Annotated in this window: 23 protein-coding genes and 1 tRNA gene; 10 read left to right on the forward strand and 14 right to left on the reverse strand. The window is 70.9% G+C overall.

Annotated elements, in window-relative coordinates:
- Positions 1–205: 205 nt before the first annotated feature.
- Both ACFVTF_RS02200 and ACFVTF_RS02205 read right to left on the reverse strand, forming a co-directional pair.
- Positions 206–1,768: an MFS transporter gene (locus ACFVTF_RS02200; RefSeq protein ID WP_387807882.1), complete on the reverse strand. Its 1,563-nt coding sequence runs from the start codon at positions 1,766–1,768 to the stop codon at positions 206–208.
- Between the two features lie 77 nt (positions 1,769–1,845).
- Entirely contained in the window at positions 1,846–2,223 is a 378-nt protein-coding gene (locus ACFVTF_RS02205; protein ID WP_371518052.1) for a nuclear transport factor 2 family protein, read from the reverse strand.
- Positions 2,224–2,414: 191 nt separating this feature from the next.
- Between ACFVTF_RS02205 and ACFVTF_RS02210 the strand changes: the two genes are divergently transcribed.
- Positions 2,415–5,153, forward strand: a complete 2,739-nt coding sequence (locus ACFVTF_RS02210; protein WP_387807884.1) for an AAA family ATPase — start codon at positions 2,415–2,417, stop codon at positions 5,151–5,153.
- A 55-nt stretch (positions 5,154–5,208) separates the two neighbouring features.
- Here ACFVTF_RS02210 and ACFVTF_RS02215 read toward each other — a convergent pair whose 3' ends face one another.
- The 4 genes from ACFVTF_RS02215 to ACFVTF_RS02230 all read right to left on the reverse strand — a co-directional run bounded on the left by ACFVTF_RS02215 (position 5,209) and on the right by ACFVTF_RS02230 (position 10,479).
- On the reverse strand, positions 5,209–6,591 hold the full coding sequence (locus ACFVTF_RS02215) for a YDG/SRA domain-containing protein (RefSeq protein WP_387807888.1): 1,383 nt from the start codon (positions 6,589–6,591) through the stop codon (positions 5,209–5,211).
- Between the two features lie 111 nt (positions 6,592–6,702).
- Entirely contained in the window at positions 6,703–8,070 is a 1,368-nt protein-coding gene (locus tag ACFVTF_RS02220) for an EVE domain-containing protein (RefSeq protein ID WP_387807891.1), read from the reverse strand.
- A gap of 592 nt (positions 8,071–8,662) precedes the next feature.
- Entirely contained in the window at positions 8,663–9,277 is a 615-nt protein-coding gene (locus ACFVTF_RS02225; protein ID WP_387807894.1) for a HEPN domain-containing protein, read from the reverse strand.
- A gap of 11 nt (positions 9,278–9,288) precedes the next feature.
- Positions 9,289–10,479: a DUF262 domain-containing protein gene (locus tag ACFVTF_RS02230; protein ID WP_387807896.1), complete on the reverse strand. Its 1,191-nt coding sequence runs from the start codon at positions 10,477–10,479 to the stop codon at positions 9,289–9,291.
- Positions 10,480–11,298: 819 nt separating this feature from the next.
- Here ACFVTF_RS02230 and ACFVTF_RS02235 point away from each other — a divergent pair.
- Positions 11,299–12,354 (forward strand): tyrosine-type recombinase/integrase, encoded by a 1,056-nt coding sequence (locus ACFVTF_RS02235; protein WP_387807899.1) that lies wholly within the window; start codon positions 11,299–11,301, stop codon positions 12,352–12,354.
- 77 nt (positions 12,355–12,431) lie between these two features.
- Here ACFVTF_RS02235 and ACFVTF_RS02240 read toward each other — a convergent pair.
- Both ACFVTF_RS02240 and ACFVTF_RS02245 read right to left on the reverse strand, forming a co-directional pair.
- Positions 12,432–12,505: transfer RNA gene (locus ACFVTF_RS02240), tRNA-Pro, on the reverse strand.
- Between the two features lie 100 nt (positions 12,506–12,605).
- A complete protein-coding gene (locus ACFVTF_RS02245) occupies positions 12,606–13,550 on the reverse strand; it encodes a metallophosphoesterase (RefSeq protein ID WP_363579697.1) in 945 nt (314 codons plus the stop codon).
- 150 nt (positions 13,551–13,700) lie between these two features.
- Between ACFVTF_RS02245 and ACFVTF_RS02250 the strand changes: the two genes are divergently transcribed.
- On the forward strand, positions 13,701–14,156 hold the full coding sequence (locus ACFVTF_RS02250; RefSeq protein WP_371518058.1) for a GatB/YqeY domain-containing protein: 456 nt from the start codon (positions 13,701–13,703) through the stop codon (positions 14,154–14,156).
- 135 nt (positions 14,157–14,291) lie between these two features.
- Here the strand turns inward: ACFVTF_RS02250 and ACFVTF_RS02255 are convergent, their stop codons facing one another.
- A complete protein-coding gene (locus tag ACFVTF_RS02255; RefSeq protein ID WP_371518059.1) occupies positions 14,292–16,721 on the reverse strand; it encodes a transglycosylase domain-containing protein in 2,430 nt (809 codons plus the stop codon).
- 423 nt (positions 16,722–17,144) lie between these two features.
- On the opposite strand from ACFVTF_RS02255, the gene ACFVTF_RS02260 reads away from it, so the two are divergent.
- Complete coding sequence (locus ACFVTF_RS02260; RefSeq protein WP_030240986.1) at positions 17,145–17,468, forward strand: WhiB family transcriptional regulator; 324 nt, start codon at positions 17,145–17,147, stop codon at positions 17,466–17,468.
- Between the two features lie 217 nt (positions 17,469–17,685).
- On the opposite strand, the gene ACFVTF_RS02265 is transcribed toward ACFVTF_RS02260, so the two are convergent.
- Positions 17,686–18,804: an ArsA family ATPase gene (locus ACFVTF_RS02265; protein ID WP_363579928.1), complete on the reverse strand. Its 1,119-nt coding sequence runs from the start codon at positions 18,802–18,804 to the stop codon at positions 17,686–17,688.
- 158 nt (positions 18,805–18,962) lie between these two features.
- Entirely contained in the window at positions 18,963–20,045 is a 1,083-nt protein-coding gene (locus ACFVTF_RS02270) for an ArsA-related P-loop ATPase (RefSeq protein ID WP_371518060.1), read from the reverse strand.
- A gap of 208 nt (positions 20,046–20,253) precedes the next feature.
- On the opposite strand from ACFVTF_RS02270, the gene ACFVTF_RS02275 reads away from it, so the two are divergent.
- The 5 genes from ACFVTF_RS02275 (at position 20,254) to ACFVTF_RS02295 (ending at position 22,888) form a co-directional block, all read left to right on the forward strand.
- Complete coding sequence (locus ACFVTF_RS02275) at positions 20,254–20,412, forward strand: DUF4177 domain-containing protein (RefSeq protein WP_167745864.1); 159 nt, start codon at positions 20,254–20,256, stop codon at positions 20,410–20,412.
- Positions 20,409–20,876, forward strand: a complete 468-nt coding sequence (locus ACFVTF_RS02280; RefSeq protein ID WP_063348662.1) for a RidA family protein — start codon at positions 20,409–20,411, stop codon at positions 20,874–20,876. Before ACFVTF_RS02275 ends, ACFVTF_RS02280 begins: the two co-directional genes overlap by 4 nt.
- 64 nt (positions 20,877–20,940) lie before the next feature.
- A complete protein-coding gene (locus tag ACFVTF_RS02285) occupies positions 20,941–21,807 on the forward strand; it encodes an NUDIX hydrolase (protein ID WP_387807902.1) in 867 nt (288 codons plus the stop codon).
- Between the two features lie 77 nt (positions 21,808–21,884).
- Complete coding sequence (locus ACFVTF_RS02290) at positions 21,885–22,058, forward strand: hypothetical protein (protein ID WP_387807905.1); 174 nt, start codon at positions 21,885–21,887, stop codon at positions 22,056–22,058.
- Positions 22,055–22,888, forward strand: coding sequence for an MBL fold metallo-hydrolase (locus ACFVTF_RS02295; protein WP_350881968.1), 834 nt, complete (start codon positions 22,055–22,057; stop codon positions 22,886–22,888). The genes ACFVTF_RS02290 and ACFVTF_RS02295 overlap by 4 nt, the downstream gene beginning before the upstream one ends.
- Before the next feature lie 112 nt (positions 22,889–23,000).
- Here ACFVTF_RS02295 and ACFVTF_RS02300 read toward each other — a convergent pair whose 3' ends face one another.
- Both ACFVTF_RS02300 and ACFVTF_RS02305 read right to left on the reverse strand, forming a co-directional pair.
- A complete protein-coding gene (locus ACFVTF_RS02300) occupies positions 23,001–23,675 on the reverse strand; it encodes a Crp/Fnr family transcriptional regulator (RefSeq protein WP_030240972.1) in 675 nt (224 codons plus the stop codon).
- A gap of 152 nt (positions 23,676–23,827) precedes the next feature.
- Positions 23,828–24,859, reverse strand: a complete 1,032-nt coding sequence (locus ACFVTF_RS02305) for an ArsR/SmtB family transcription factor (RefSeq protein WP_387807908.1) — start codon at positions 24,857–24,859, stop codon at positions 23,828–23,830.
- 120 nt (positions 24,860–24,979) lie between these two features.
- On the opposite strand from ACFVTF_RS02305, the gene ACFVTF_RS02310 reads away from it, so the two are divergent.
- On the forward strand, positions 24,980–25,819 hold the full coding sequence (locus tag ACFVTF_RS02310) for an isocitrate lyase/phosphoenolpyruvate mutase family protein (protein WP_387807911.1): 840 nt from the start codon (positions 24,980–24,982) through the stop codon (positions 25,817–25,819).
- 50 nt (positions 25,820–25,869) lie between these two features.
- On the opposite strand, the gene ACFVTF_RS02315 is transcribed toward ACFVTF_RS02310, so the two are convergent.
- A complete protein-coding gene (locus ACFVTF_RS02315) occupies positions 25,870–26,487 on the reverse strand; it encodes an RraA family protein (RefSeq protein ID WP_387807914.1) in 618 nt (205 codons plus the stop codon).
- Positions 26,488–26,640: the final 153 nt, after the last annotated feature.

Raw genomic sequence — 26,640 nt, forward strand, 5'->3', positions numbered from 1 at the left:
TTTTTTTTTTTTTTTAATTTCACTCTTTTCACCCCCACACCCCCAAACACACCCCGGGGGGGGGGGGCGCGGGGGGGGGGGGGGGGGGGGGGGGGGGGGGGGGGGGGGGCCCGCTGCACCCCCGCCCGCCCCACCCGCCCCGTCCCTCCCACCCGTTCCTGGGATCCCGTCCGCCCGTCCGCCCGTGCGCGCCCGGTCGGTCCCGCTAGCCCTTCCGCGGCAGCAGCCGGACCAGGCCCACCAGCACCAGCTCCAGCGCCGCCAGCGCCGTCACGCTGCGGCCGAACGCGGCCGCCGGGTCGCCCCCGCCGTAGTAGAGCAGGCCGATCAGCGCGATGCCCAGCGCCCCGCCGACCTGCTGCACGGTGGCCAGCACCCCGGCGGCCGACCCGACCAGCTGGGGCTCGACCCCGGCCAGCACCACGGAGGTCACCGGGGCGATCACCAGGCCCATCCCCAGGCCGTCCACGAACAGCCCCGGCGTCAGCCACCACACGCTCCCGCCCGGCGCGCCGTACACCGCGAGGGCGAGCAGGCCCAGCCCGACGGCCATCAGCAGCCCGCCGACGGTGATCGTCCGGGCCCCGCCGAGCCGGGCGGCGACGCGGTGGGTGGCGTTGGAGGTGAGCAGGTAGCCGAGGCCGATCGCCGTGAACACCAGCCCGGCGCCGAGCGCGTCCAGGCCGCGGCCCAGCTGGAGGTACAGGGCGAGCACCAGGAAGAAGGACGCCTGGCCGAGCCAGAAGGCGAGCTGGGCGAGCAGACCGGCGCCGAAGGCCCTGGTCCGGAACAGCCGGGTGTCGATCAGCGGGGCGGCGGAGCCGGAGTCATGGGCGGTGGCGCGGGTCCGGGTGCGGTGCTGATGCGCCACGAAGCCGGCCAGCAGGGCGACCGCGCCGCCCAGGCAGAGCCAGGTCCACAGCGGCCAGCCCTGCGCGGGGCCCTGGATCAGCGGCAGCACCAGGGCGGTCAGCGCGGTGGTGACCAGCAGCACGCCCACCGGGTCCAGGCCCGGCCGTTGCGGGGCGCGCGACTCCGGCAGGCAGCGGCGGACCAGGGCCAGGGCGGCCAGGCCGATCGGCAGGTTGATCAGGAAGCAGCTGCGCCAGCCGAGGCCGAAGAGGTCCGCCCGGATCAGCAGCCCGCCGATCAACTGGCCGAACACCGCGCCGACGCCCATGGTCAGCCCGTACCGGGCGAAGGCCCGCGCCTGCGCCGCGCCGCTGAACGCCGTCCGCAGGATCGCCAGCACCTGCGGGCCCATCAGCGCCGCCGCCAGGCCCTGCACCACCCGGGCGCCGACCAGCGCGGCGGCGGTGGGGGCGAGGCCGCAGCCCGCGGAGGCGAGGGTGAACAGGGCCAGGCCGAGCCCGAACACCCGGCGCCGGCCGTACCGGTCGCCGAGCCGGCCGGCGGTGACCAGGCCGGCCGCGAGGGCCAGGCTGAATCCGGCGATCACCCACTGGACGGCGGCCGGTCCGGCGCCCAGGTCGGCCTGGACGGAGGGGACGGCGACGTTGACGACGAAGAAGTCGAGGGCGGTCATGAAGGTGGCGGTCAGGACGACCGCCAGCAGGCCGCGCGGGGCGCCGGTCGCCGCCTCGGCCCCGGGCGCCGTGGTGCTCGCGGCGGTGCCCGCGGTGCCGGGCACATTGCCGGGCGCGGTGCCGGTCGCCTTGCCGGACGCGGTTCCGGGCGCCTTGCCGGGCGCGTTGTCGGACGCATCGCCGGTCGCGGTCGATGGGCGGGCGGTCAGGGCGGAGCTCATCTCGGCTTCTCCTCAGTGGGGTTGGGGGGAGTGGGTCGGGGGCGGTGGGGGTCGCCCCCGACCCGTCCGGCCTGCCGTCAGGCGCCCGGGACGCGGTCCAGGAAGCCGTACACCGAGCCGATCCGCCCGTCCGGCGAGGCCACCAGGACGTCGAAGCCGATCACCACCGGCTCGGCGCCGGCCGGCCCGAGGTTCCAGGTGAACCGGGCGATGTCGTGGTGCGCGTCCACCGGGCCGAGGGTGAACTCCAGCCCGGGGAACTGGGCCTGGGCCGCGCCGATCAGCGCGTCGATCGCGTCCCGGCCGGCGACGGCGGCCAGCGGGTCGGTGTACCGGCCGTCCACGGCCCACACCTCGTCGATCAGCTTGCGGCGGGCGCCCGGGTCGGTCTCGTTCCAGACCGCGAGGTAGCGCTCGGCGAGCTGCTGGAGGGCGGTGGCGGTGATCTCGGTCATGGTCTTCTCCCGTGTCCCGGTGGGTGGTTGAGCGGCTCGTTCCCGCTGCTCGCAAAGGTAGGGACGGGCCGGCGCGGGCGAATCAGTCACGTATCGGCATGGGGGTACGTAGCTCCCGGCGGGGGTACGTAGCTGTGCTCGGCGGGCCCGCCCGTACCTGCGGCCGGGAGGGCCTCGGTAGGGTCGGGGCCATGCTGTACGGGAGGGAAGACGAACAGTCCGTCGTGGCGGGACTGTTGGACGCGGCACGCGAAGGCCGCAGCGGGGTGCTGCTGCTCCGGGGCGAGCCCGGGATCGGCAAGACCGCGCTGCTGGACCACGCCGTCGGGCGGGCGGGCGAGGCGTTCCGGGTGATCCGGGCGGCGGGCGTCGAGTACGAGGCCGAACTGCCCTTCGCCGGACTGAGCCTGCTGCTCGCACCCGGCCTCGACCGGCTGCACACCCTGCCCGGGCCGCAACGGCGCGCCCTGGAAGCGGCGTTCGGACTCGCCGAGGAGAGTGCCCCGGTCGACCGGCTGCTGGTCGGGCTCGCCACCCTCGGAATGCTCGCCGAACTCGCCACCGAACAGCCCCTGTTGTGCGTCCTCGACGACGCGCAGTGGCTGGACGACGCCTCCCTCGACGCCCTGCTGCTGGCCGCCCGCCGGCTCCAGGCCGAAGGAGTCGCCCTGCTGTTCGCCGCGCGCACCGGCGGCGGCGCACCGGAACTCCCGACCACGGGCTTCCCCGAGCTCCGGCTGACCGGCCTGCCCGAGCCCGACGCCGCCCGGCTCCTGGACCACCGGGCCGGCCCCGGCCTGCCCGCCGCCGTCCGCGAGCGGCTGCTCGTCGAGGCGGCCGGCAACCCGCTCGCCCTCACCGAACTCCCCATCGCCACCGGGACGCAGGCGAACACCCCGGGCTCGCCGCCGCCCGCACCCGGCGGCCTGCCGCTCACCAGCCGGCTGTTGATCGCCTTCCACGGCCAGGTCACCGGCCTGCCCCCGGCCACCCAGACCCTCCTGCTGGTCGCCGCCGCCGAGGAGACCGGCGAACTCGACGTCGTCCTGCCCGCCGCGGCCGCCCTCGGCGTCCCCGCCGAACACCTCGGCCCCGCCGAGGAATCGGGCCTGGCGAGCGTCACCCCCGACCGCCGGATCGCCTTCCGCCACCCGCTCCTGCGCGCCGCCATCCTGCAACGCGCCCCGCACCACCAGCGACTGGCGATTCACCAGGCCATCGCCGGAGCACTGCCGGACGGCGACCGCCGCACCTGGCACCGCGCCCACGCCGCCACCGCCCCCGACGCCGCCCTCGCCGACGCGCTGGAACGCACCGCCGTCCGCGCCGAGGCCCGTGGCGCCCACGGCGGCGCCGCCGCCGCGTACGAGCGCGCCGCCCGGCTCACCCCGGACCACGACGCCGCCACCCGCCGCCTCGTCCTGGCCGCCGAAGCCGCCACCGAAGAAGGGAAGTTGGCGCAGGCCGAGACCCTCGCCGACGAGGCCGGGGCCCGCACCGACAACCCCCTGGCACACGCCCTGCTCGACCAGGTCCGGGCCACCGCGCACTTCTGGCGCGGCTCCTACCCGACGGCCTACCGGCTGCTGCTCGACGCCGCCGGCACCGCCATCGAGGCGCCGCACGCCGCCCGGATGCTGTTCCAGGCCTTCCACACCGCCTGGTACGCGGGCGAGGAACCGGTGATCGCCGTCCTCGACCGGCTGGCCGCGCTACCGCTCGCCGACGACGACCCGCTCGCCCCGCTCGCCCGTCACCTGCCCGCCGCCGTACTCCCCGCCCTCGGCCGGCCCGCACCACAGCCGCCCGTCGCCCGCGACACCGCTGCGGCAGCCCGCAAGGCCGGCGCCGAAACCCCCGTCGACCTCGTCCAACTCTGCGGCGCCACCCTCATCCTCGGCCGCGACGACGAGACCGCCGAACTCGCCGGCGAACTCGTCGCCGAGGCCCGTGCCAAGGGCACCGTCGGTGTGATGCCCACCCTCCAGTTCTTCCTCGCCGAGGCCGAACTCTTCCACGGCCGCCACCGCGACGCCGAAGTCACCGCCACCGAAGCCCTCGCCCTTGCCCGCGACACCGGCCAGCACCAGTGGACCAGCCAACTCACCGCGCTCCTCGCCTACCTGGCCGCCCTCGACGGTGACACCGACCGCTGCACCCGGCTCACCGCCGAATCCCTCGCCACCACCGGCCCGCAGACCGCCGCCCCCGCCGCCGGCCGCCCCTGGGCCCACTGGGCACTCGCCCTGCTCGACCTCGGCCACGGCCGCGCCGGCGACGCCGCCGACCGCCTGCACACCCTCACCACCGGCCCCCACCGGCACCACGTCAGCGCCACCCGGGCCGTCCCCGACCTGGTCGAAGCCGCCGTCCGGTACGGCACCCCCGAACGCTCCGCCGAACCCTACGAACGCTTCGCCCGCTGGAGCGCCGCCGCCGACCGCCCCTGGACCGAAGCGCTCCGGCTCCGCTGCCAGGCCCTGCTCGGCCCCGACGAGCTCGCCGAATCCGCCTACCGCGCCGCCCTCGACCTCCACGAAGGCACCCACCGACCCTTCGAGCAGGCCCGCACCGCCCTCCTCTACGGCGAATGGCTGCGCCGCTCCCGCCGCCGTACCGACGCCCGCCCCCACCTGCGCGCCGCCCTCGAAACCTTCGAACGCCTCGCCGCCCACCCCTGGGCCGCCCGCGCCCGCACCGAGCTCACCGCCACCGGCACCCCGGCCCCCACCACCAGCCCCACCGGCACCCCCGACTCCCCCCTCACCCCCCAGGAACTCCAGATCGCCCGCCTGGCCGCCCGAGGCCTCACCAACCGCGAGATCGCCGCCCAACTCTTCCTCAGCCCCCGCACCATCGCCCACCACCTCTACAAGGCCTACCCCAAGCTCCACATCACCTCCCGCGCCGACCTCCCCACCACCCTCTGACACCCCCACCCACACCAAAGGGCCCTCCCGAACACCTCCGGCAGGGCCCTGGGCCTTATTCCCCGACGTCGCCCGCACCTTCGTCGCCGGCTCCATCGTCCTGCCCGTGTTTCCACCTCTCGGAGTGGTGCTCCCGGTGGTAGGCCAGGTGCCCTTGATCGATCCGATGACCACGAACCTCACGCAGTCTCCCAAGGCGGGCACCCGTGGCACGGTCGGTAATTGTCAGGTCATCCGCGATGGACAGCATGCCGAAGTCGAATAGCGTGTGGTGGTTGGGGCACAAGCACAGGATGTTGCCGGCAAGGTCAGGCCCGTTGTGTGGCTTGCCCAGGGCCCGAATATGCGCAGCCTCTGCGTAGGCGCCCGTGGGCGTGGCAAGTCGCGTGCCGCACACCTGGCAGGTGAAGCCGTGGACGCGCTTAACGTAGTTCGCCACCTTGGTACTACGGATGATCCGCTGAAAGGTGGTCTCCACGCGTGTCGTACTCTTCCGACCTTCCGGTGCCACACCTGCCGGATCCTGAGTGACCGTTTCGTCCGAGGAGATCCTTGTCAGCCGGTAGCGCCAGACCAGGAATTCGGATTGACCAACGGCATGCCAGAAGGCTTCAACCCGGAAGAGCCCGTCGTAACGGTAACCAGTATCTTTATCGCCTTTGACCACTCGTACCGGAATGCCAGTTGTTTGGCTGGTCACAAGAGCGGCATTTCCGCGAGTAAGAGTCTGGTCGCGTACCTGCCGACCGGTGTTGTTGTCACGCCCACTCTGTCCGGTGTAGATGATGACGTCATCGTGGTCTTCGTCATCCTCGTAGCCGCCGGACAATACGATGGACTCTGCTCCGCCGTCCGCAGTGCCGCAGATGCCTGCCTGGAGCGGCCGGTGCACGGCGACGTCATGCAGTGCCTGCCGGTTCGCGAAGACGCGGCCCACCTCGATCCCCGGTACGGCCCCGTATCCGTCAAAATCGGGGATGCCGAGTCGGACATTTTTCAACAAGTCTGCGCTCTTCTCTGTATCGAAGAATCGACTCATCAGGGTGTCGACCACGCGTTTGCGAGCCGCAGGGGCAGTCGCCATCAGCTCGTAGAAGTCGTGCTCCAGCCCGCCCAGTGGCTCGTGGTCATCGAGCCATCGCTGGAGTCCCGACCCGCGGGCTGCCGGAACCTCGCCTTCGTACCCGCGGAGCTCCCACAGTCCGGACCGGCTCAAGGCCACGAACGGATACTCCGGCGAGGGGTCCGCCCCAGTGCGCCCGAACTCCTCAAGCAACGGCTTCAGCTCAGCCCGCGCCTTCGTCCAGCGCACCATTCGCGGCTGGTTCGCTGCCGCTCGCCCGATGGCCCACAGCAAGGTGATCGGCTGGTGTCTGGCAGGCACCCCAGACGACCGATCGACGCGCAAGGCAGCCGCGGCCGCGCAGAGAGCATCCACCCGACTAGTCTTCGACATTGAGCCCCCAACTGATCCACCAGGCGAACTTCGTATCGCGAAACGCACGCGGCCCCAGGACGGTTCCGCAACCTGGAGCACGGCTGGCCACGGTCAGAGGGCCTGCGGTTGCTCCCAGACCTTGGTGTCTGCCCCCGGCCACGCAAGCACCACCCCGGCGCGTTCGCAGATGCCCAACCAGCGTTCTTCCAGCGGCGTCCGCTCCAACCACAGGACTCCGCGAACCCGCGGGGCGCGCGCACTGAGCTGGTCCACATAGTCAAGCAACTGCCCTATTCCGGTGCGCAGTTGATGAGACTCGTTCTCGGGTCGCAAGGACTTCACCTCGATCACCGTCAGGGTGTCCCCGTCGTGCCAAGCGATATCAAAGGCGGGGTCGGCCGGAGTCGGCGACAGTGGCTTCATGCCACGGGCCTGCACCTCCTTGGCGAGCGCGTTCTGAAGTTGCCGATGCGTGTTGAGATTTCGCCCCACCAGCGCCGGGTCCGGGGCGCTTGGGGCAGCCGGCGCTGGAACGGTGGTCTCGTCTTCAACGCGGTAGGCACTGCCCACTGGTACGCCTGGGGCGGTTACCGCGGCCCCCAGTCGAATCAGGTGGAAATGGATCACTTTCCGCTTCGGTCCGCCGTTCGTGGACTTGGCGCTGCCCCATGAGTAGGGCTCGTTGGGATCGAGGATCCACTCACCCGCGTAGCGGACGATGCCCCGGCTGCCGATGAAGAGGCGAAGGTGCCGACCGTCCCGGAGGTGGTCCCGGATGGCCTTGTTGCCTTTGGCGAAGACCTGATCGCCGTTCTGCCCCTCGCCGGTGTAGCGGAAATGGTCGTCAGACTCCCAGACGTCGTCATAGCCGTGCTGTTCGCCCGTGCTGGCGTCCGTGAAGAACAGAACGTTCTTGGACTGCGATGACGGACTAATTCCTCCTTGACGGCTGCCCCCGTAGCGGTCGTGGAGTTCGACTCGGCGGATCTGATCGCCCGGCTGGAGGTGCCAGCCATCGCCTGCCGGAATCTCGCTGTCCAGCCCAGAGGCTACGGCTTGCTCGGCCCTGGTGGTCAGCGCGTTCCACTGCTCGTTCGTGAGACGGTGGGGATTTCCGGCGAACGGCTGGGACAGGATTCCGGCACCAGCGAAGACTTCATTGTCGATGAACCAAGCTCGCGGGATTGGGGATTCCAGCCACTTCTCAACCTTCAACGGCACGGCATCCCGGGCGCCGGGCGGCTCTACCCAGTACTGATGGTCCGCCCTCTCGTCGCCACTCCAGCGCGGCTCACCTGTGAGCTCGCCAAGCGCCACGACACCGCCGCCTGGACCGCTCACCCACAGTGCAAACGGATCGCCCTCTTGCATCTCGTTGAGGTAGCGCCGGACTGTCCAGGAGTCCAACTCGCCGTTGTCTGCCCGCAGGTCGTCGATACGGAACCTCGCTGGGTTGCACACCAGAATCCACGCTGTCATGGCACTCGCCCTTCCCCCCACTGTCGTAGAGCCACAGCGTAGTCACGCGGGGCAGATGATCCTACGGATGGGCCCGGGAGGATCCTTGCTCTACAAGAGCTGCTGTCCGCCCCCTGCGTGACCTGCGACGGACCCCGTGCCCGTTCCCCAGCCGGCGTCCCGCCGCAGCTCGAAACTCACCGCCACGTACTGCCCGATCAGCGCGGCCGTCACGAGGTAGGCCCGTCGGAAGGAGATCCACCCGGTGGTCCAGACCGGTGCGACGGCCAGGGGTGATCTGTTCGCGGAAGATCGTGAGGCTCGGTCACTCAGTTAGTCACGCACAACGCCAGAGGGCCCACCGAATTTCTCCGATGGGCCCTCTGTACTGGGTCGGGGTGGCGGGATTTGAACCCACGGCCTCTTCGCCCCGAAGCAACCTGGGCACCCGCCTGACCTCGGCGGGTAGCGCCGCTGACCTGCCAGAACGGGTTCCCTACCGTCCGTGGCCGTCCGCCAAGGTGCGCACCCGTTGTAGCGCAGTAAGACACTCGGTTCGGCCGCCGGCAGGGGCGTCAGGGCGCAGCGCAGCTCGATGTGCTACTGCCGGAGCTTAATTTCCAGAGCGCAGATAGTTGTTGAGTTGATGCGCTAGGTTGATGACATCGTCGACCCAAACGATAGCTTGACTAGCATAGGCGGTTTCGCTAGCAGATTGATTTCGAGATGAAGTGTGAGCCATGCGGCCCCGTTTGCCGCCAAGTGTATTCAATGTGACAAAGAGCTGCTCGCACGTATTTGAAAGCTTTTCTCCGTGGACTCCGAGCGGCTTGGCGAGGGCGCCTACATTGGATTCCTTGAGTCCGTGATTTGTATTAATCACCTTTGAGATGTATAGATTCTTGGCGGTCGCGCAGATTTGGCGTGTCGGGAACTTATTTCCAGCGCCTTGACCGATCAAGTCCGGAGAGAAGTGTAGTGCCAGTTTGACGAAGCAGTGAGGCACGGTCGTGTCCGTGATCTCTTTTTCTCGATTCTCGACATATTCAAGGAAGAGGTTCTCGATAAACTCTTCAATGTGTGCATGTGAGAGAATTACGAAGGAGGAGATCAGTAGCTCTTGGCGGCGAGTTAGGTCGTCGGGAGCCTTGACCTGAAGGACATCATCGGGCAGTAATGAAGACTTCAGCTCGGCTATATCGTTCTTCAGTTCGTCGAGGAGGTCCACAGCCGAGCCCCCTAGCTGTTGAGGCAGGTAGGCCGAGGAATTGGCACCCCTAGCACTCCTCCGAGCGCATTTGCCCAGATTTCAAAGCGACTACTGGTGGCGTCAATGCTCTTCGTCGTGCTTGTGATGGCCGCAATGAACTTGTCATTTTCGACGCAGACATCCTTGAACGCCTTCAAGACCTCGTGCTTTCGGCCCAGTGCAGCGTCCCTGACGCGCTCGTCTGCGAGGGCGTGGATCTGCACGTCGAACACCGCGCGGTTCAGCGAGCGCTCCCAGCGGACCCCAGACCACTTGTGACAAGCCCCTGAGTCGCTGAAGATTTGTCGGGCCGCGTCGATAGCGCGCTCCATCTCGGACAGTTGCCCCCTGATCAGCTCAGACTTCGATGACCAGTTCTTGTTGAGATAGATGCATGTCTTGTCCAGAAAATCCTTCAGGTTTCCCTTATAGGGGACGAACTCATTCTGGAATCCGAAGTAGCGAACGAGCATTTCGGCATCGATCATCCTCCTGTCTGGGCCCTTATTCCCAAGAAGGTGCTGAAGGCCGGGACTGATGCCAGACTGCTCGTCGACGAAATTGACGAAGGCTCCCGGAACCAAAGCTTGGCGCAATTCCTGGGGTGAGAGTGGAACGCTTCCCGTGTTTAGCCGCAAGAATAGCGTATAGAGGAAGTCTTCGGACTCCCATCCCTTGATTGTTACCGTGCGGATGGTGTGATTCTCGAAGGCGTCAAACAGGTCGGATCGTTCATCTTCAAGTCTCTTGATGTCGAATCCCCGAACACTGCCAAGGATTGATGTGCCAGTGATCTTGAATGGCTCAAAATCGGCATCAATTTCTTGCCTCTGGCCGGAGTAGAACTGGCGAAGGGCGAGGAGCCTTTGCTTTCCATCAATTACGAAGTAGTGGCCGGCGCGATCGGTTTTTTCCGCGAGGACGATCTGCGGGATCGGGTATGAAAGAATTGCCGATTCGACAAATCGACTCTTTGTCGGGTTGGTCCATGCTGCGCGGCGCTGGAATGCAGGGTTTAGGTCAATCCTGCCCTTTCGCATCTGTGCCACGATTGTTTCGATCGTCCAGTCAGTGGCCGACACGCTGGCTCGCGCGGCAGTCAGGCGTTCTATTACGTCTTCTTCGCTCTCGCCTGATTCCGGATCGACGGGGAGCATTCCCTCTGCGTACTGGCTGGTCACGTCCGCCTCCAAGATCGTGGATGACCAGGGTAGGGGATCACAGGTCGACTTGTCCGGGAGACGTGGGTTGATCAAGGTGGGCATCGGTTTGCTCCGGGGTGCTCACAACACGCGGGCGGTGGAGCGGTTTTGGCAGGTGGGTAAAACCGTGGAGCTGCCCGACCCCAGCCACGACGGGCTCTAACCTCGGCACCCCTCCCGGCCGCACGCTCGACGTGCGCGGCCGGCCGCCGTCGAAGCGGGGCGCAAGACGGGAGCGACGGCGAGCGTCTGGGCCGCGCGCTGGCGCGCTGTGCGCGCCCTTGAGCCAGTAGCGAAACTCGTAACAGTCATCTTCTGACCCCACCCCTTCACACCCTCCCTCCAGCTACCTACCCCCATCCCACACGCCACCCGCATGGGCTTGCACAGAACTGGCGCTCACGCCCTGAGGATCACTTGTTGCTTGCCCAGCAAGCCTTCCGGCTCGCGCTGCATGAGTACCGCCGTGGCATCGTCGTGGCACTTCGAGCGGGGCCAGGGTCGCCTTTGTGGATCTGAGCGTTCGAGCTCCCGTGTGTGGTCGATGACCCCGCGTGGGCCACTCGTCTCCAGCTGGCTCATGAGGTCGGGCCAGCCCATGACCCCAAAGTCGTCAACCGCCCGGGCTGCACCATCTGTCAGAACTGCGGCGGCTCGGACGCTTGACAATGACACCTCCCCGGTCAGGCTCTGTTCGGCAGCACCAGCGTCGGTGGCAGCGACCCAGTAGCCAGCCGCGGTGTTCATGAGCTGTCTCCGGGTGTAGGCCAGAGCCGTCCGCTTCTCGGTTTCGGGAAGGTGCTCCAACTCTCCTGCAATGTCGGCTCGTTGCCGGTCAGTGACCGCCGACACTCGGTGATCCGAGATCGCGTCAATTCCGTCGGGCAGGCTGAGCCCGACGGCCGAGTCTGCGAGCATCAACCACTCAAAGGAATCACCGCGGCGCCGGCGGGTCGGGAGGAAGAGACCCTGACCATCCTCAGCCGGACGCACGTGGTCCCGGCACTCGGCGCCCGCAAGCTGCGTGACCTGAGCGCAGAGGACGTCGACCGGTGGTTGGCCGGCAAGGCCAAGACCCTGAGCACGCGCACGCTGCAGGGCCTCCGCTCCTGCCTGAACCGGGCCGTCAAGCGCGCCATGGCCCGGGACAAGGTGAAGTGCAACGTGGTCGAGCTGTGCTCAGTCCCCACCGGTCAGCCAGGCCGGCCATCGAAGGCGCTGACCTTCGCCCAGGCCGAGGCGGTCCTGAAGGCGGCCGAGAAGACCTCCATGTACGCCTACGTCGTGGTCTCCCTGCTCACAGGTGCTCGGACAGAGGAACTGCGGGCGCTGACCTGGGACCACGTGTTCCTGAAGGGCCAGCCGGAGGCGGCCCCACCGGTCCCGCCGCACATCGCCGTATGGCGGTCGGTTCGGGCCGGCGGCGACACCAAGACCCGCAAGTCTCGGAGGACGCTCGCGCTCCCTGCCCGGTGCGTCGAAGCGCTCTGGGACCACTGGGCCGATCAGGGCTGGGATCGCCTCGCCGCCGGTGACAAGTGGGAGGAGAACGACCTCTTCTTCCACTCCGCGGTGGGCAAAGAGCTGGACCCCTCCCACGTCCGCCGAGCTTTCCGCGCCGCCATCACCAAGGCCGAGGGAGTGAACGCCGCCGAGTGGACGCCGCGTGAGCTACGCCACAGCTTCGTGTCCCTGCTCTCGGACAGTGGGGTGCCCCTGGAGGAGATCTCCCGATTGGTCGGGCACTCCAGTACGTCGGTCACGGAGGAGGTCTACCGGAAGCAGATCCGCCCGGTGATCCAGACCGGTGCGACGGTCATGGACGACATCTTCAAGCAAGGCGCTGAGGCTTAGTCACTCAGTTAGTAGCGCAGAACGAGGAAGGGCCCTACCGGATTTCTCCGGCAGGGCCCTTACCTGCAACTACTGGGTCGGGGTGGCGGGATTTGAACCCACGGCCTCTTCGTCCCGAACGAAGCGCGCTACCAAGCTGCGCCACACCCCGGTCCTGCGGTTTGTTGCTCCGTCTCCTTCGCAACGAGTAGAACTCTACCGGACGCTCGCCGAGACACGAAATCCGGTTCTTGGCGGGCGTCCGGTGCAGGTCAGCGGGGGGCCGGGGTGAGGGTGAGGAGGGTGGCCTCGGGGGGGCAGGCGAAGCGGACGGGGGTGTAGCGGTTGGTGCCGCAGCCGGCGGAGACGTGGAGGTAGGAGCGGCGGCCGCCGGCCTGGTGGGTGGAGAGGCCCTTGACCCGTCGGGCGTCGAGGTCGCAGTTGGTGACCAGGGCGCCGTAGAAGGGGATGCAGAGCTGGCCGCCGTGGGTGTGGCCGGCCAGGATCAGCGGGTAGCGGTCGGCGGTGAAGGCGTCGAGGACGCGCAGGTAGGGGGCGTGGACGACGGCGAGGGAGAGGTCGGCGTCGGGGGAGGGGCCGCCGGCGACCTCGCTGTAGCGGTCGCGGCGGATGTGCGGGTCGTCGAGGCCGGTGAATTCGAGGTCGAGGCCGCCGATGGTGAGCCGGCCGCGGGTGTTGGTGAGGTCGAGCCAGCCGGCCGCGTCGAAGCCGTCGCGGAGCTTCTCCCACGGGTTGTGGACGGCGCCGGTGATGCCGCGGCGGCCGGTGCCGTCGGCGTTGTTGAGGCCGTGGGCGCCGCTGCGCATCGCCTGGAGGTAGCGGGCCGGGTTCTTGCGGGCCGGGCCGTAGTAGTCGTTGGAGCCGAAGACGTAGACGCCGGGGAAGTCCATGAGGGGCCCGAGCGCGTCCAGGGCGGCGGGGACCCCGAGGGGGTCGGAGAGGTTGTCGCCGGTGTTGACCACGAGGTCGGGGCGCAGGCCGGCGAGGCTCTGCAGCCAGCGCTGCTTCTTGCCCTGCCCGCTCACCATGTGGATGTCGGAGACCTGCAGTACCCGGATGGGCCGGGCGCCGTGGGGCAGGACGGGGACCTCGACCCGGCGGAGCCGGAAGGAACGGACCTCGTACCCGACGGAGTAGGCGAGGCAGGCGGCGCCGGCGGCGGCGAAGCCGAGGGGAACGGAGTACAGCGGTCGCATCGCTCCATGCTCTCAGACGGTGGATCAGCCGGTGAACGTCCGGTGGCCGTGCGCGGATACGGGGGACTGCTCCGCTCCGGGGAGGTCGTCGGCGCGGCCGGGCCGGTTAATGGCAAGCGACCGAACGTCGCAGGTGGGAGACTCGGGGCCATGACGACGCTCAAGGCGAAGCTGCACGAGGACCTCACGGCTGCGATCAGGGACCGGGACGAGCTGCGCTCGTCCACCATCCGGCTCACGCTGGCCGCTGTCACCAGCGAGGAGGTGGCGGGCAAGGCGAAGCGCGAGCTGTCCGATGACGAGGTGCTGAAGGTGATCGGCCGCGAGGCGAAGAAGCGCCGGGAGGCGGCGGAGGCGTTCGACACCGCCGGCCGGGTGGAGCAGGCGGCCCGGGAGCGCGAGGAGGGCGAGGTGCTGGCGGGGTACCTGCCCAAGCAGCTCTCCGACGAGGAGCTGACCGCGATCGTGGCGGCCGCCGTCGCCGAGAGCGGGGCGGCCGGTCCGCAGGCGATGGGCGCCGTGATGAAGCTGGTGAAGCCGAAGGTGGACGGCCTGGCGGAGGGCGGCCGGGTGGCCGCCGCGGTGAAGGCGGCGCTGACGGGCTGAGCCCCGCCGCCAGGCCCGAAGGACGCCGGCCGGCCGCGGCCCGTACGGCACCGTCCGCCAAGCCCGAAGGGGCGCCCTCCGAGAGTGATCTCGGAGGGCGCCCCTTCATCGTGTCGTGCCCGGTCCGGGGGCCGGTCAGCCGTTGTTGCCGCCGTGCTTGCCGCCGTTGCCGTTTCCGCCGTTGCCACCGTTGTTCCCGCCGATGACGCCCGGCGGGAAGGTGAACCCGCCGCCGATCATCCCGCCGGCGTTGTTGCTGCCGCCGCCCGGGTTTCCGCCGGGGTTGCCCCCACCCGGGTTGCCGCCGCCGGGGTTCCCGCCCGGGTTGCCACCGGGGTTCCCGCCCTGGGGCGGCGGGTTGCCGCCGGGCTGCTGGTTGGCGTTGGGGTCGGCCGGCGGGGTGGCCCCACCGGTCTGGTTGGCGTTGGGGTCGGTCTTGGGTGCCGGGTCCGGGATGTTGATGGTCTGGATCTGCTCGGGGGACGAGCCCTTGAGGGCCTGGTTCATCGCGAGCTGCCAGATCGGACCGGGGCCGTCGGCGCCGAACACCTCGTCGAAGTGCTTGCCGCCGATGTTGATGTTCTTCATCTTGACGCCGCCGGCCGGGCCGCCGAGCCAGACGGAGGTGGCCAGCGACGGGGTGTAGCCGCTGAACCAGGCGGCCTTCTTCTCGTCGGTGGTACCGGTCTTACCGGCGATCTGTCGGCCGTCGTCGAGCTTGAGCGCGGCCGCGGTGCCCTTCTCGGTCACGTTGAGCAGGACGGTGTTGAGGGCGTCCGCGGTCTGCTCGGAGAAGGCCTGGCTGCAGGTGGTCTGCGGGACCTTGACGTCCTTGCCGTCGACCGTGCTGATCTTGTTGATCGCGATCGGGGTGCAGTACTTGCCGCGGGCCGCGAAGGTCGCGTAGACGTTCGACATGGTCAGCGGGCTGAGCTCCAGGGTGCCGAGGACCATCGAGGGGACCTCCTGGAAGGCGTCGCCCTTGGCGGACTGGGTGATGCCCAGCTTGTTGGCCATCTGCTTCATCGCGCAGAGGCCGACCTGCTGCTCCATCTGCACGAAGTAGGTGTTGACCGAGAGGGCCATGGCCTGCTTGAGCTCGTACGGGCCGACCTCGCCGGCCGACTCGTTCTTCACCGTGGCCTTGGGCTTGTCGGTGTTCCTCCAGGTACCCGTGCAGGTGGTCATCTGCGGGTAGTCGATCTTGTTCTCGGAGGGGAACGGCTGGGTGGGCGACAGGCCCGACTCCAGGGCCGCCGCGGCGAGGATCGGCTTGAACGTCGAACCGGTCTGGAAGCCGTTGCCGCCGCCCATCGCGGAGTCGACGTTGAGGTTGACGACGGTCTGGTTCTTGTTCGGGTCCAGGCCGTACGGGCGGGTCTGGGCCATGGCCAGGATCTTGCCGGTGCCGGGCTCCATCATGGTCGCGGCGGCCGAGACCGTGTCCGTCACGTTGACCTTCTTGGTGACGGCGTTCTGGGCGGCGGCCTGCTTGTCCGGGTCCAGCGTGGTGTAGATGTTGAGGCCGCCGGTGTCCCACAGCTTCTTGCGGTCGGCGGCGCTCTTGCCGAACGCCGGGTCCTGCTTGACCACGTGGCGCACGTAGTCGCAGAAGAAGCCCATGCCGGCCTGGGCGGTGATGCAGCCGTTCTGCGGGTCCTTGAACTTCAGGCCCAGCGGGGCGGCCTTGGCCTCCTTGGCCTGGTCCGCGGTGATGTGCTTGTTCTCGAGCATCTTGTCGATCACGACGTTGCGGCGCTTGACCGTGTTGTCCGGGTAGCGCACCGGGTCGTAGGACGACGGGTTCTGCACCATGCCGGCCAGGGTGGCGGCCTCGGCGACGGTCAGGTCCTTGTTGCTCTTGCTGAAGTAGCGCTGGGAGGCGGCTTCGATGCCGTAGGCCTGGTGGCCGTAGAAGGTGATGTTGAGGTAGTTGGTGAGGATCTGGTCCTTCGACAGGTCCTCCTCCAGCTTGATCGCGACCTTGAGCTCCTGGATCTTGCGACCCAGGGTCTTGCGCTGAGCCTCCAGCACCGCGGCCTGGTCGTCGCCGGCCTTCTCGACGTTGACGTTCTTCACGTACTGCTGGGTCAGCGTCGAGGCGCCCTGCGAGGTGGTGCCGCTCTCGGCGTTCTTGCCGATGGCGCGGAGCACGCCCTTGAGGTCGACGGCGCCGTGCTCGTAGAAGCGGGCGTCCTCGATGTCGACCTGGGCGTGCCGCATGAACGGTGACATCTGGTCGGCGGTGAGGACCGTGCGGTCGCGCTCGTACACCTTGGCGATCAGGCCGCCCTTGGCGTCGAAGATCTGCGTCGCCTGGGTGAGCGGCGGGGTCTTGAAGTCGTCGGAGATGTTGGAGAAGCTCTCCGCCGTGTCCTTGGCGGTCAGCCCGATGGCGCCGACGGCGGGCAGGGCGAGGCCTGCCAGCAGGACTCCGGAGAGCACGCTGACGCCCAGGAACTTCACTCCGTGTCCCGCGATGTCGAGCGGCGACTCGCGGCGCTTGTCGCGCGGAGCTCCGGTGTTGCCTGGGGGCTGGGATGCCTGGGGGCGCTTCGGTGCCATGAGGAGAACCCTACGTCCCGGAATCCCGCCCATAGGGGCAGGTGTTCCCCTACGCTTGTCACAAGCTTGCGACAGCTTCGGTGCGTCAACACCATTCACTCTTGTGAGTGCAGAGACTTGCCCGAATTGCCCGATATTAGAGGGTTTTTGAGGCAGCTGTGGCCTGCTGTACCCGTGTGAACGGTAGCGCTCCGTGATGACACGCGTGGCGAGAGTTGCCGCGCCGCGATTGACAAGGCTTGCGACCTGCGATCACTCCAACGAGTGAGCTGACCGGTACCCATAGTCCAATCGGGTCATGCGAGATTGAGCCCGGAGGGGCTGTTGCTCGCTGTCGTTCTTCCGTAACGTCCTCAACTGGCAACGGTGAATATGCCGTTGCCGCCGTGGGGGAGCCTCGATACGGGAGAGGACGGCGCCGGGATGGGCTGGGTTGACGACTGGAGTGCGCAGGCCGCCTGCCGCACGAGTGATCCGGACGAGTTGTTCGTCCAGGGGGCGGCGCAGAATCGCGCCAAGGCGGTGTGCAGCGGTTGCCCCGTCCGCACGGAGTGCCTGGCGGACGCACTGGACAACCGGGTCGAGTTCGGGGTCTGGGGCGGGATGACGGAGCGCGAGCGCCGGGCGCTGCTGCGCCGCCGCCCGACGGTCATCTCGTGGCGGAGACTGCTGGAGACGGCCCGCACCGAGTACGAGGAGTCCCTCGCGACCGGCGTGATACTGACGGACTACGCCCAGGCGGGCTGAGCACACCGGCGCGGGCGGACCCGCGCCGTGGCAGACCGGTGCCGGGGGGCCATCGGGCTGAGGACATCGGTGCCCGGCGCACCCGTGTCCGGCGCACCCGCGTCGAGGGCGTTCGCGCCGAGGACGTTCGGGCTGAGGACGTTCACGCCGAGGACACCCGCGTCGAGGGCGTTCGCGCCGGGCGCACCGGTGCCGGGCGCCCGGGCCGGGCCGGTGCCTACGCGGTGCCGCTGAGCCGGTCCCCGATGGCGCGCAGCCCGTCCAGGTCGTGCACGTCGCCCGGCAGCGCGGCGACCTCCACGATCGGCACGTCCGGGTACACGGAGACGAAGCGGTCGCGGGTGCGGCGCTCCCGCCCCATGATCTGCATCCGTTCGGCGTGCAGCCTCAGCAGCCCGGCCGCGAGCAGTTCGGCCTCGGGCGAGGCGTGCTCCGAACCGTTCTCCTCCAGTGCCTCGGCGGCCGCCAGCGCCCGTTCCGCGGTGAGCTGCGGCGCGCCCGAGCCGTGCACCCGGTTGAGCACCAGACCGGCCAGCGGCATCCGGTCGGCGGCGAGCCGGTCGACGAAGTACGCCGCCTCGCGCAGCGCGTCCCGCTCCGGCGCGGCCACCACCAGGAACGCCGTGCCCGGCGCCTTGAGCAGCTGGTACGTGCGGTCGGCGCGCTCGCGGAAGCCGCCGAACATCGAGTCCATCGCGCTGACGAAGGTCTGCACGTCGGTGAGCAGCTGGGCGCCGAAGATCTTGCCCAGGGTGCCGGTGATCAGGCCCATGCCGGCGTTGAGGAACCTCATCGCACTGCGGCCGCCGACCTTGGCCGGGGCGGTCAGGATCCGGATCACCCGGCCGTCGAGGAAGGAGCCGAGCCGGTTGGGCGCGTCCAGGAAGTCCAGCGCGGAGCGGGACGGCGGGGTGTCGACGACGATCAGGTCCCATTCCTCGGCGTCGCGCAGCTGCCCGAGCTTCTCCATCGCCATGTACTCCTGCGTGCCCGCGAAGCCGGCCGACAGGGACTGGTAGAACGGGTTCTCCATGATCGCCTTGGCCCGTTCGGGCTCGGCGTGGGCGAGCACGACCTCGTCGAAGGTCCGCTTCATGTCGAGCATCATGGCCTGCAGCTCGCCGTTGCCGGTGACCCCCTTGACGACCCGGGGGGTGTTGTCCAGCTCGGTGAGGCCCATCGACTGGGCGAGCCGGCGGGCCGGGTCGATGGTCAGAACGACGACCTTGCGGCCGCGTTCGGCGGCCCGCAGGCCGATCGCCGCGGCGGTGGTGGTCTTGCCGACGCCGCCGGAGCCGCAGCAGACGATGATCCTGGTCCTCGGGTCGTCGATCAGCCCGTCGACGGCGAGCCGGCTGCCAGCGGCCCGGACACCGCTGCCGCCGTTGCCGACCCCGCCGTTGCCGACCCCGCCGTTGCCGACGCCGCTGCTGCCGCCGCCGTGGGCCCGGCCGGCCCCGCCGTTCCCGCTGGTTCCGCTGGTTCCGTTGGTGGTCACGCCGCCCCCTGCCGCTTCAGTTCGCCCGCCAGCCGGTACAGCCCGCCGAGGTCCACGCCCTCGCCCAGCAGTGGCAGTTCGTACGTGGGGAGCCGCAGCTGCTGGAGGTCGGCGCGCTGCTCGCGCTCCAGCTCGACCCGCTCGGCGTGCTCCCTGGCCTGCTCCAGCAGCGGGTCGAGCAGCGGCTCCACCGCCGCCCGGACCGTCTCCGGCTTGCGCGAGCGCCCGCCGAGCCCGGCCTCGCCGAGGGCCAGGGCGACCTCCTCGCGGTGGTCCCCGTCGACCGCGGCCACCGCCGCGGCGTCCAGCACCGGCGGCCGGACCATGTTGACCATCACCCCGCCCACCGGGAGCCTGGCCTCGCGCAGCTCGGCGAAGCCGTCGACCGTCTCCTGCACCGGCATCTCCTCCAGCAGGGTGACCAGGTGCACCGCGGTCTCCGGCGACTTCAGCACCCGCATCACGGCCTGCGCCTGGGTGTGTATCGGCCCGATCCGGGCCAGCCCGGCGACCTCGGCGTTCACGTTCAGGAACCGGGTGAGCCGCCCGGTCGGCGGCGCGTCCATCACGACCGCGTCGTAGCGGCGGCGGCCGTCCGGGCCCTTGCGCCGGGCCGCCTCGCAGGCCTTGCCGGTGAGCAGGACGTCCCGGACGCCGGGCGCGATGGTGGTCGCGAAGTCGACGAAGCCGACCTTCTGCAGCGCCTTGCCGGCCCGGCCGAGCTTGTAGAACATCTCCAGGTACTCGAGCAGCGCCTGTTCGGGGTCGATGGCCAGCGCGAGCACCTCGCCGCCGCCTCCGCCGCCCCCGTCGTCGGGGGGCAGGCCCAGCTGGGCGCGGGAGACCGCGGCGATCCGGCGCTCCTCGTACGGGAGGGCGGCGATGCCGAACAGTTCGGCGATGCCCTGGCGCCCCTCGACCTCGATCAGCAGCACCCGGCTGCCGTCGGCGGCGAGCGCCAGCGCCAGCGCGGCGGCCAGCGTGGTCTTCCCGGTGCCGCCCTTGCCGCTGACCACGTGCAGCCGGACGCCCTCCCAGTCGGGGTCGCGCCGGGCCGCCTGGCCGGGGGTGCGTGCCACGCTCCGTCTCCGTCCGTCTCGTGGGCCGGGGCCGCTCCGTCGGCCGGCCCGAACTACCGGTGCCCTCTCGCGAGGGTAACCAGGGAGCGCGCCGGATGCCCGGAGCACCAGGGGGGCCGGGCCTGAATCATGCCCCCTTTGTGGGCCACCTCACACGCCGGTCCGTGGGCGGCGCCGATCGCGGTGGCCGCTCGTCTAGAGTCTGGCCATGACCAAGTGGGAATACATGACGGCGCCTCTGCTCGTGCACGCCACCAAGCAGATCCTGGACAACTTCGGCTCGGACGGCTGGGAGCTCGTCCAGGTCGTGCCGGGCCCGAACCCGGAGCAGCTGGTGGCCTACTTCAAGCGGGAGAAGAACGCATGAGCAAGGTCGAGGCCAAGCTCGCCGACCTGGGGCTGACCCTGCCGCCGGTGGCCGCTCCGGTCGCCGCGTACGTGCCGGCCCTGCGCTCGGGCGAGTTCGTGTTCACCTCCGGCCAGCTGCCGGTCGTCGGCGGCAAGCTGCCGAGCACCGGCAAGGTCGGCGCCGAGGTCTCCCCGGAGGAGGCCAAGGAGCTCGCGCAGACCTGTGCGCTGAACGCGCTGGCCGCGATCAAGTCGGTGATCGGTGACCTGGACCAGATCGAGCGGGTCGTGAAGGTGGTCGGCTTCGTCGCCTCCGCCCCCGACTTCACCGGTCAGCCGGGCGTGATCAACGGTGCCAGCGAACTGCTCGGCAAGGTGCTGGGCGAGGCCGGGGTGCACGCCCGCAGTGCGGTCGGCGTCGCGGTGCTGCCGCTGGACGCCCCGGTCGAGGTCGAGCTCCAGGTGCGCGTCAAGAACAGCTGAGCGTGATCGCGAAAGGCGGGGTTGGGCCTGTCCAACCCCGCCTTCGTACGCTTAGCATCCGGGCATGGACCATCGAGCGACGACGCTCCCGATGCCGCCCGGTTGGCCCGCCCGGATCCGGGCGGTCGACTCCGGCGTGCTGACCCCGCCGGTGCCCAGGCTCGCCGCGACGGTCGTGCTGCTGCGCGACGCGGCCGCCGGGCCGCAGGCGTACCTGCTGCGCCGGCGCACCTCGATGGCCTTCGCGGCCGGCATGTACGCCTACCCGGGCGGTGGGGTGGATCCGCGCGACGCCGAGGTGGAGACGGGCTGGGCCGGACCGGCGCCCGAGGAGTGGGCGCGGCGGCTCGGGGTGGACGCCCGGACGGCGCGGGCGGTGGTCTGCGCGGCCGTCCGCGAGACCTTCGAGGAAGCCGGCGTGCTGCTGGCCGGCCCGGACGCGGACAGCGTCGCCGCGCCGCGCGACTGGAGCGCCGAGCGGGCGGCGCTGGAGGCGCACGAGCTGTCCTTCGCCGAGTTCCTCCGCGACCACGCTCTGGTGCTGCGCAGCGACCTGCTGGGCGGCTGGGCCCGCTGGGTCACCCCGGAGTTCGAGGAGCGCCGCTACGACACCTGGTTCTTCGTCGCGGCGCTGCCGGCCGGGCAGAGCGCGGCCCTGGAGGTCGGCGAGGCCGACCGGGTGGCCTGGCTGACGCCCGCCGAGGCCCTTCTCGGCTACCAGGAGGGCCGGTTCGGGATGCTGCCGCCGACCGTGACGGTGCTGCGCGAGCTGGCGCCGGTGCGCACCGCCGCGGAGGCGCTGGACGCGGCCGCCGGGCGGTCGCTGGAGCCGGTGCTGGGCCGGGCCGAGGTCCGGGGCGACCGGATGACGGTCCGCTGGCCCGGGTACGACGAACTGACCATCGACGGGGACTTCCCCGAGGACGCCTGACCGTGCCGGCGCCGCCCTCGTCGGCGCTGTCGCCGACGACGCCGAACAGACTCGAAACCAGAGAGGACCGACGCCCGATGACCCACAACGCCGTGGCTCGCCGGACGGCACCCGAGCTGCCCGCCCGCCGCCTGATCCCCCGTACCCCGGCCTGCGAGAGCCTGGTTCCGTTCGTCGAGACGGCCCAGCGGCCGCTCGTCCGGGCCCTGCCGCTCAGGGCCCTGCACCGGCCCGGCGGGGACAACCGGTGAGCGGGCTCCTGCCGGGCGACCCGGCCGCCACCATCGACGGCGAGGCCACGGCCCGGGCGCTGTGCGTGCTGGCGCCCAACCCGTCGCCGATGACGCTGGACGGCACCAACACCTGGCTGCTCTCCGAGCCCGGCTCGGACCTCGCCGTGGTGGTCGACCCCGGCCCGCTGCACGAGGGCCACCTGCGCCGGGTGGTCGACCTCGCGGAACAGCAGGGCAAACGCGTCGCGCTGACCCTGCTCACCCACGGCCACGCCGACCACTCCGAGGGCGCGGCCCGCTTCGCCGAACTCACCGGCACCGAGGTGCGCGCGCTGGACCCGGCGCACCGGCTGGGCTCCGAGGGCCTGGTCAACGGCCAGCGGCTGGACGTCGGCGGCCTCGACCTGCGGGTGGTCGCCACCCCCGGCCACACCTCGGACTCGCTGACCTTCCACCTGCCCGCCGACGGCGCGATCCTCACCGGTGACACCGTCCTCGGCCGCGGCACCACGATGGTCGCCCACCCCGACGGCCGGCTCGGCGACTACCTGGACTCGCTGCGCCACCTGCACACGATGGCCTCCGCGCACGGCGTGCGGACGGTGCTGCCCGGCCACGGTCCGGCGCTCGCGGACGCGCTCGGCGCCGTCGACTACTACCTCGCCCACCGGGCCAACCGGCTCGCCCAGGTGGAGACCGCGGTCGAGGCCGGCTGCCGGACCGCGGACGAGGTGGTGGCCCGGGTCTACGCCGACGTCGACCGGGCGCTGTGGCCGGCCGCCGAGCTCTCGGTCCGGGCGCAGCTGGAGTACCTGGAGGAGCACGGGCTGATCCCGGGCCTCGACTGATCCCGTCGCGCGGCGGGTGGGCAGCGGAATGCCGAAGGGCCCGTCCGCTCGGACGGGCCCTTCGGCGGTTACGTCGTGAAGACGCGAAGGCGTGAAGACGTGCGCGCCGAGGTCAGCGCGAGCGGCGCGACAGCCGCTCGACGTCCATCAGCACCACCGCGCGCGCCTCCAGCTTCAGCCAGCCGCGGCCGGCGAAGTCGGCGAGCGCCTTGTTGACCGTCTCGCGGGAGGCGCCGACCAGCTGGGCCAGCTCCTCCTGGGTGAGGTCGTGGGCGACGTGGATGCCCTCCTCGGACTGCACGCCGAAGCGGCGGGAGAGGTCCAGCAGGGCCTTGGCGACGCGGCCGGGCACGTCGGAGAAGACCAGGTCGGACATCACGTCGTTGGTCCGGCGCAGGCGGCGGGCGATGGCCCGCAGCAGCGCGATGGAGACCTCGGGGCGGGCGTGCAGCCAGGGCTGCAGGTCACCGTGGCCCAGGCCGAGCAGCTTGACCTCGGTCAGCGCGCTGGCGGTCGCGGTGCGCGGGCCCGGGTCGAACAGCGACAGCTCGCCGATCATCTCGCTGGGGCCGAGGACGGCGAGCATGTTCTCGCGTCCGTCGGGCGAGGCGCGGTGCAGCTTGACCTTGCCCTCGGCGACGACGTACAGCCGGTCGCCCGGGTCGCCCTCGTGGAACAGCGACTCACCACGGGCGAGGGTCACCTCGGTCATGGAAGCGCGCAGCTCGCCGGCCTGTTCGTCGTCGAGTGCCGCGAAGAGTGCGGCGCGCCGCAGAACGTCGTCCACGTGCTTCCTCCTTCTCGGCCGTTCGGCGGGTGGGCCGTCCGGCGCAAGTTCCGTACCGTGCTCTGCATCACCAAGCATGGCGCATGTCGCTCCGATCATATGAGGAGGGGGTGTGCCGAGGTGTGCGGTGCGGGGCCATTCGTACCGGCGGGTCACCGGGCGGGGCGTCGCGGGGGCGGCACCGGGTCGAACGCTTCATCGGACGGTTCGAACAGTGAATCGCCCACCGCCGTACGGGCGTAGAGGACGCTGTGACCGGCCCGGTGGGCGCTGGTCAGACCCGCCGCGCGCAGGGCGGTCAGGTGCTGCGATACGCCGGCGGCGGACAGACCGGTGCGGCGGGCCAGCTCGGTGGTCGAGGCCGGGGAGTCCAACTCGGCCAGCAACCGGGCCCGGGACCGGCCCAGGACGGCGGCCAGCGCGTCCGGGCGTCCGTTCGGGCGCGGCTCCCACAGGGTGGCCGCGCCGCGCGCCGGGTAGCTCAGCTGCGGCGGGTCCGGCGGCAGCACCCGGGTCAGCACCCGCGGCCAGGCGAAGGCGGACGGCAGGAGCAGCAGCCCGGCCCCGGCGCTCAGCCGGGCGACCGCGCAGTGCCGCCGCTCCAGGCGCAGCGCCGAGCCGTCCCAGCGGACCGTCTCGTGCAGGTCGTCCAGCATCCGCGCGGTGCCGTGCTCGGCGGCCTGCCGGGAGCGGTGGAACACGTCCGCCTCCAGCAGGGCGCGGATCCGGGCCCAGTACGGGGCGAGCGCGAGCTGCCAGTACGCCTCGATCTCGGCGGTGAGCCGGGGCAGCTGCGCCGCCGGGTCGCGGTACAGCGGCTCCAGGGCGGGCGGCAGGCGGCCGCCGGCCTCGGCGGCGAGGACGTCCAGGTCGGCGCGGACCTGTCCGGCGCCGGTGGCGGCGATCGCGGCCAGTTCGTCGGCGAGGGCGGGGGAGAAGCCCGCCGGTGCGGGGTTGAGGAAGTCGGGCAGGTGGCCGACGGCCGGGACCATGACGGCCAGCCGGCCGCGGTCGAGTCCGGAGGCGGCCAGCCGGTCGCGGACCTGGTCGGCCCAGCGGCGGTGCAGCGCGGGGACGGGGGAGTGGGCGAGGGCGCGCAGGCTGGTCACCACCTCCTGCATGGGGGAGAGGGCGAAACGGGTCAGCGCCAGGTCGTTCGCGGAGAAGTGCAGTGCCGTCCGCATGCCGGGCCCCTCCCAGAAGATTCGGCCCCAGCTTAATCAGTGGTGGCCCGCCCGGGCCGGGCCGCACGATGCGGGGGAACCGAGGCAGCACCCGACGGCACGGAAGAACGGTGACCCCGCATGTCCACTCCCCCTCAGGCCCCCACCCCCACGCAGCGCGAGCGGGCGCTGCGGCTGCGGGAGCTCGTCGTGGACGGCCCGCTCGTCCTGCCCAACGCCTGGGACGCGGGTAGCGCCGCCGTCATCGCCTCGGCCGGCGCCCCGGCGATCGCCACCACCAGCGGCGGCGTCTCCTGGTCGCTCGGCCACGGCGACGGCCACCGGCTGGACCGGACGCAGGCCGTCGAGGCGGCCCGCCGGATCGTCGCGGCCGTGGACGTGCCCGTCACCGTCGACGCCGAGGGCGGCTACGGGCCGACGCCCGCCGACGTGGCCGCGACCGTGGCGGCGCTGGTCGGGGCGGGTGCCGTCGGCGTCAACCTGGAGGACTCGACGGCCGTCGGCGGCCCGCTGTTCCCGGTGGCCGAGCAGGCCGACCGGCTGCGGGCGGCCCGGACGGCGGCGGCCGCGGCCGGGCTGCCCGAGCTGGTGGTCAACGCCCGCACCGACGTCCTCCTGTTCGGGCTGGGCGGCCTCGACGACGTGTTGGCCCGGGCCGAGGCCTACGCCGAGGCGGGCGCCGACGGCCTGTTCGTCCCCGGGCTGCTGGACCTCGACGCCCTCGCCGGGCTGTGCGAGCGCTCCCCGCTGCCGGTGAACGCCATGGCCGTCGCGGGCGGGCCGACCGTCGCCGAACTCGCCGCCACGGGGGTGCGGCGGGTCAGCGTCGGCACCGGGCTCGCCCAGCTCGCGTACACCGCGGCGCGCCGTGCGGCCGCCGAACTGCTCGGCGCCGGGACGCTGGCGGAGCTGGACGGCGCGCTCGGCTACGGCGAGCTGAACGGGCTGTACCGGGGCTGACCGCGGGCCCGCCGGGCTCGCCGGGTCCGTCGGGTCCGCCGGGCAGGGGTTCAGCCGGTGAAGCCCAGCTCGCCGAGCGTCTTCTCGATCCGGGCGCGGTGCGCCGCCTCCCAGTCGTCCAGCGTCTCGGCGGCCTCCTTGGCCAGCTTGGCGCGGGCCGCCTCCAGGGCCTCGGCACGTCGGTCGGCGGGCACCACCACGACCCCCTCCTCGTCGGCCACCACGATGTCACCGGCCGCCACCAGCACGCCGCCGCAGCGCACCCGGGCGCCGTGCGTGCCGAGCTCCCGCTTGGCCCCCGGGACCGGGATCACGCCGCGGGCGAAGACCGGGAAGCCCAGCTCCCGCACCTCGCCCAGATCCCGGATCAGGCCGTCGGCCACGAAGGCCAGGATGCCCCGGCGCTGCGCGACGGCGCACACGTTGCCGCCGGCCAGCGCGTAGTCCAGGTCGCCCGACTCGACGACGATCACGGTGCCCGGCTCGGCCCGGTGGATCGCCGCGTGCAGCATCAGGTTGTCGCCGGGCGGGCACTGCACGGTGAACGCCGGGCCGGCCACCTGCGGCGCCCCCGCCCACAGCGGGCGGATGCCGATGTCCATGACCTGGGCGCGCCCGAGTACGTCGGCCAGGGTGGTGGTGGGGATGTCCTTGAAGTCCTGGTCCATGCTTCCTCGTCCTTCGGCGGGCGGGCGGGCGGGCGGGCGGGGGGGGGGGGGGGGGCCCCCCCCCCGCCCCCCCCCCCCCCCCCGGGGGGGGGGGGGCGGGCCCACCGCCCCAGAACAAACGAAAAATAAAACAAAAACAACCCACCAACAAAA

The organism is Kitasatospora sp. NPDC057940, from assembly GCF_042887425.1.
GTDB lineage: Bacteria > Actinomycetota > Actinomycetes > Streptomycetales > Streptomycetaceae > Kitasatospora.

Coding starts and splice junctions, on each gene's coding strand:
- ACFVTF_RS02200 (WP_387807882.1), bottom strand. CDS start 1,768: ATGAGCTCCGCCCTGACCGCCCGCCCATCGACCGCGACCGGCGATGCG.
- ACFVTF_RS02205 (WP_371518052.1), bottom strand. CDS start 2,223: ATGACCGAGATCACCGCCACCGCCCTCCAGCAGCTCGCCGAGCGCTAC.
- ACFVTF_RS02210 (WP_387807884.1), top strand. CDS start 2,415: ATGCTGTACGGGAGGGAAGACGAACAGTCCGTCGTGGCGGGACTGTTG.
- ACFVTF_RS02220 (WP_387807891.1), bottom strand. CDS start 8,070: ATGACAGCGTGGATTCTGGTGTGCAACCCAGCGAGGTTCCGTATCGAC.
- ACFVTF_RS02245 (WP_363579697.1), bottom strand. CDS start 13,550: ATGCGACCGCTGTACTCCGTTCCCCTCGGCTTCGCCGCCGCCGGCGCC.
- ACFVTF_RS02250 (WP_371518058.1), top strand. CDS start 13,701: ATGACGACGCTCAAGGCGAAGCTGCACGAGGACCTCACGGCTGCGATC.
- ACFVTF_RS02255 (WP_371518059.1), bottom strand. CDS start 16,721: ATGGCACCGAAGCGCCCCCAGGCATCCCAGCCCCCAGGCAACACCGGA.
- ACFVTF_RS02260 (WP_030240986.1), top strand. CDS start 17,145: ATGGGCTGGGTTGACGACTGGAGTGCGCAGGCCGCCTGCCGCACGAGT.
- ACFVTF_RS02275 (WP_167745864.1), top strand. CDS start 20,254: ATGACCAAGTGGGAATACATGACGGCGCCTCTGCTCGTGCACGCCACC.
- ACFVTF_RS02280 (WP_063348662.1), top strand. CDS start 20,409: ATGAGCAAGGTCGAGGCCAAGCTCGCCGACCTGGGGCTGACCCTGCCG.
- ACFVTF_RS02285 (WP_387807902.1), top strand. CDS start 20,941: ATGGACCATCGAGCGACGACGCTCCCGATGCCGCCCGGTTGGCCCGCC.
- ACFVTF_RS02290 (WP_387807905.1), top strand. CDS start 21,885: ATGACCCACAACGCCGTGGCTCGCCGGACGGCACCCGAGCTGCCCGCC.
- ACFVTF_RS02305 (WP_387807908.1), bottom strand. CDS start 24,859: ATGCGGACGGCACTGCACTTCTCCGCGAACGACCTGGCGCTGACCCGT.
- ACFVTF_RS02310 (WP_387807911.1), top strand. CDS start 24,980: ATGTCCACTCCCCCTCAGGCCCCCACCCCCACGCAGCGCGAGCGGGCG.
- ACFVTF_RS02315 (WP_387807914.1), bottom strand. CDS start 26,487: ATGGACCAGGACTTCAAGGACATCCCCACCACCACCCTGGCCGACGTA.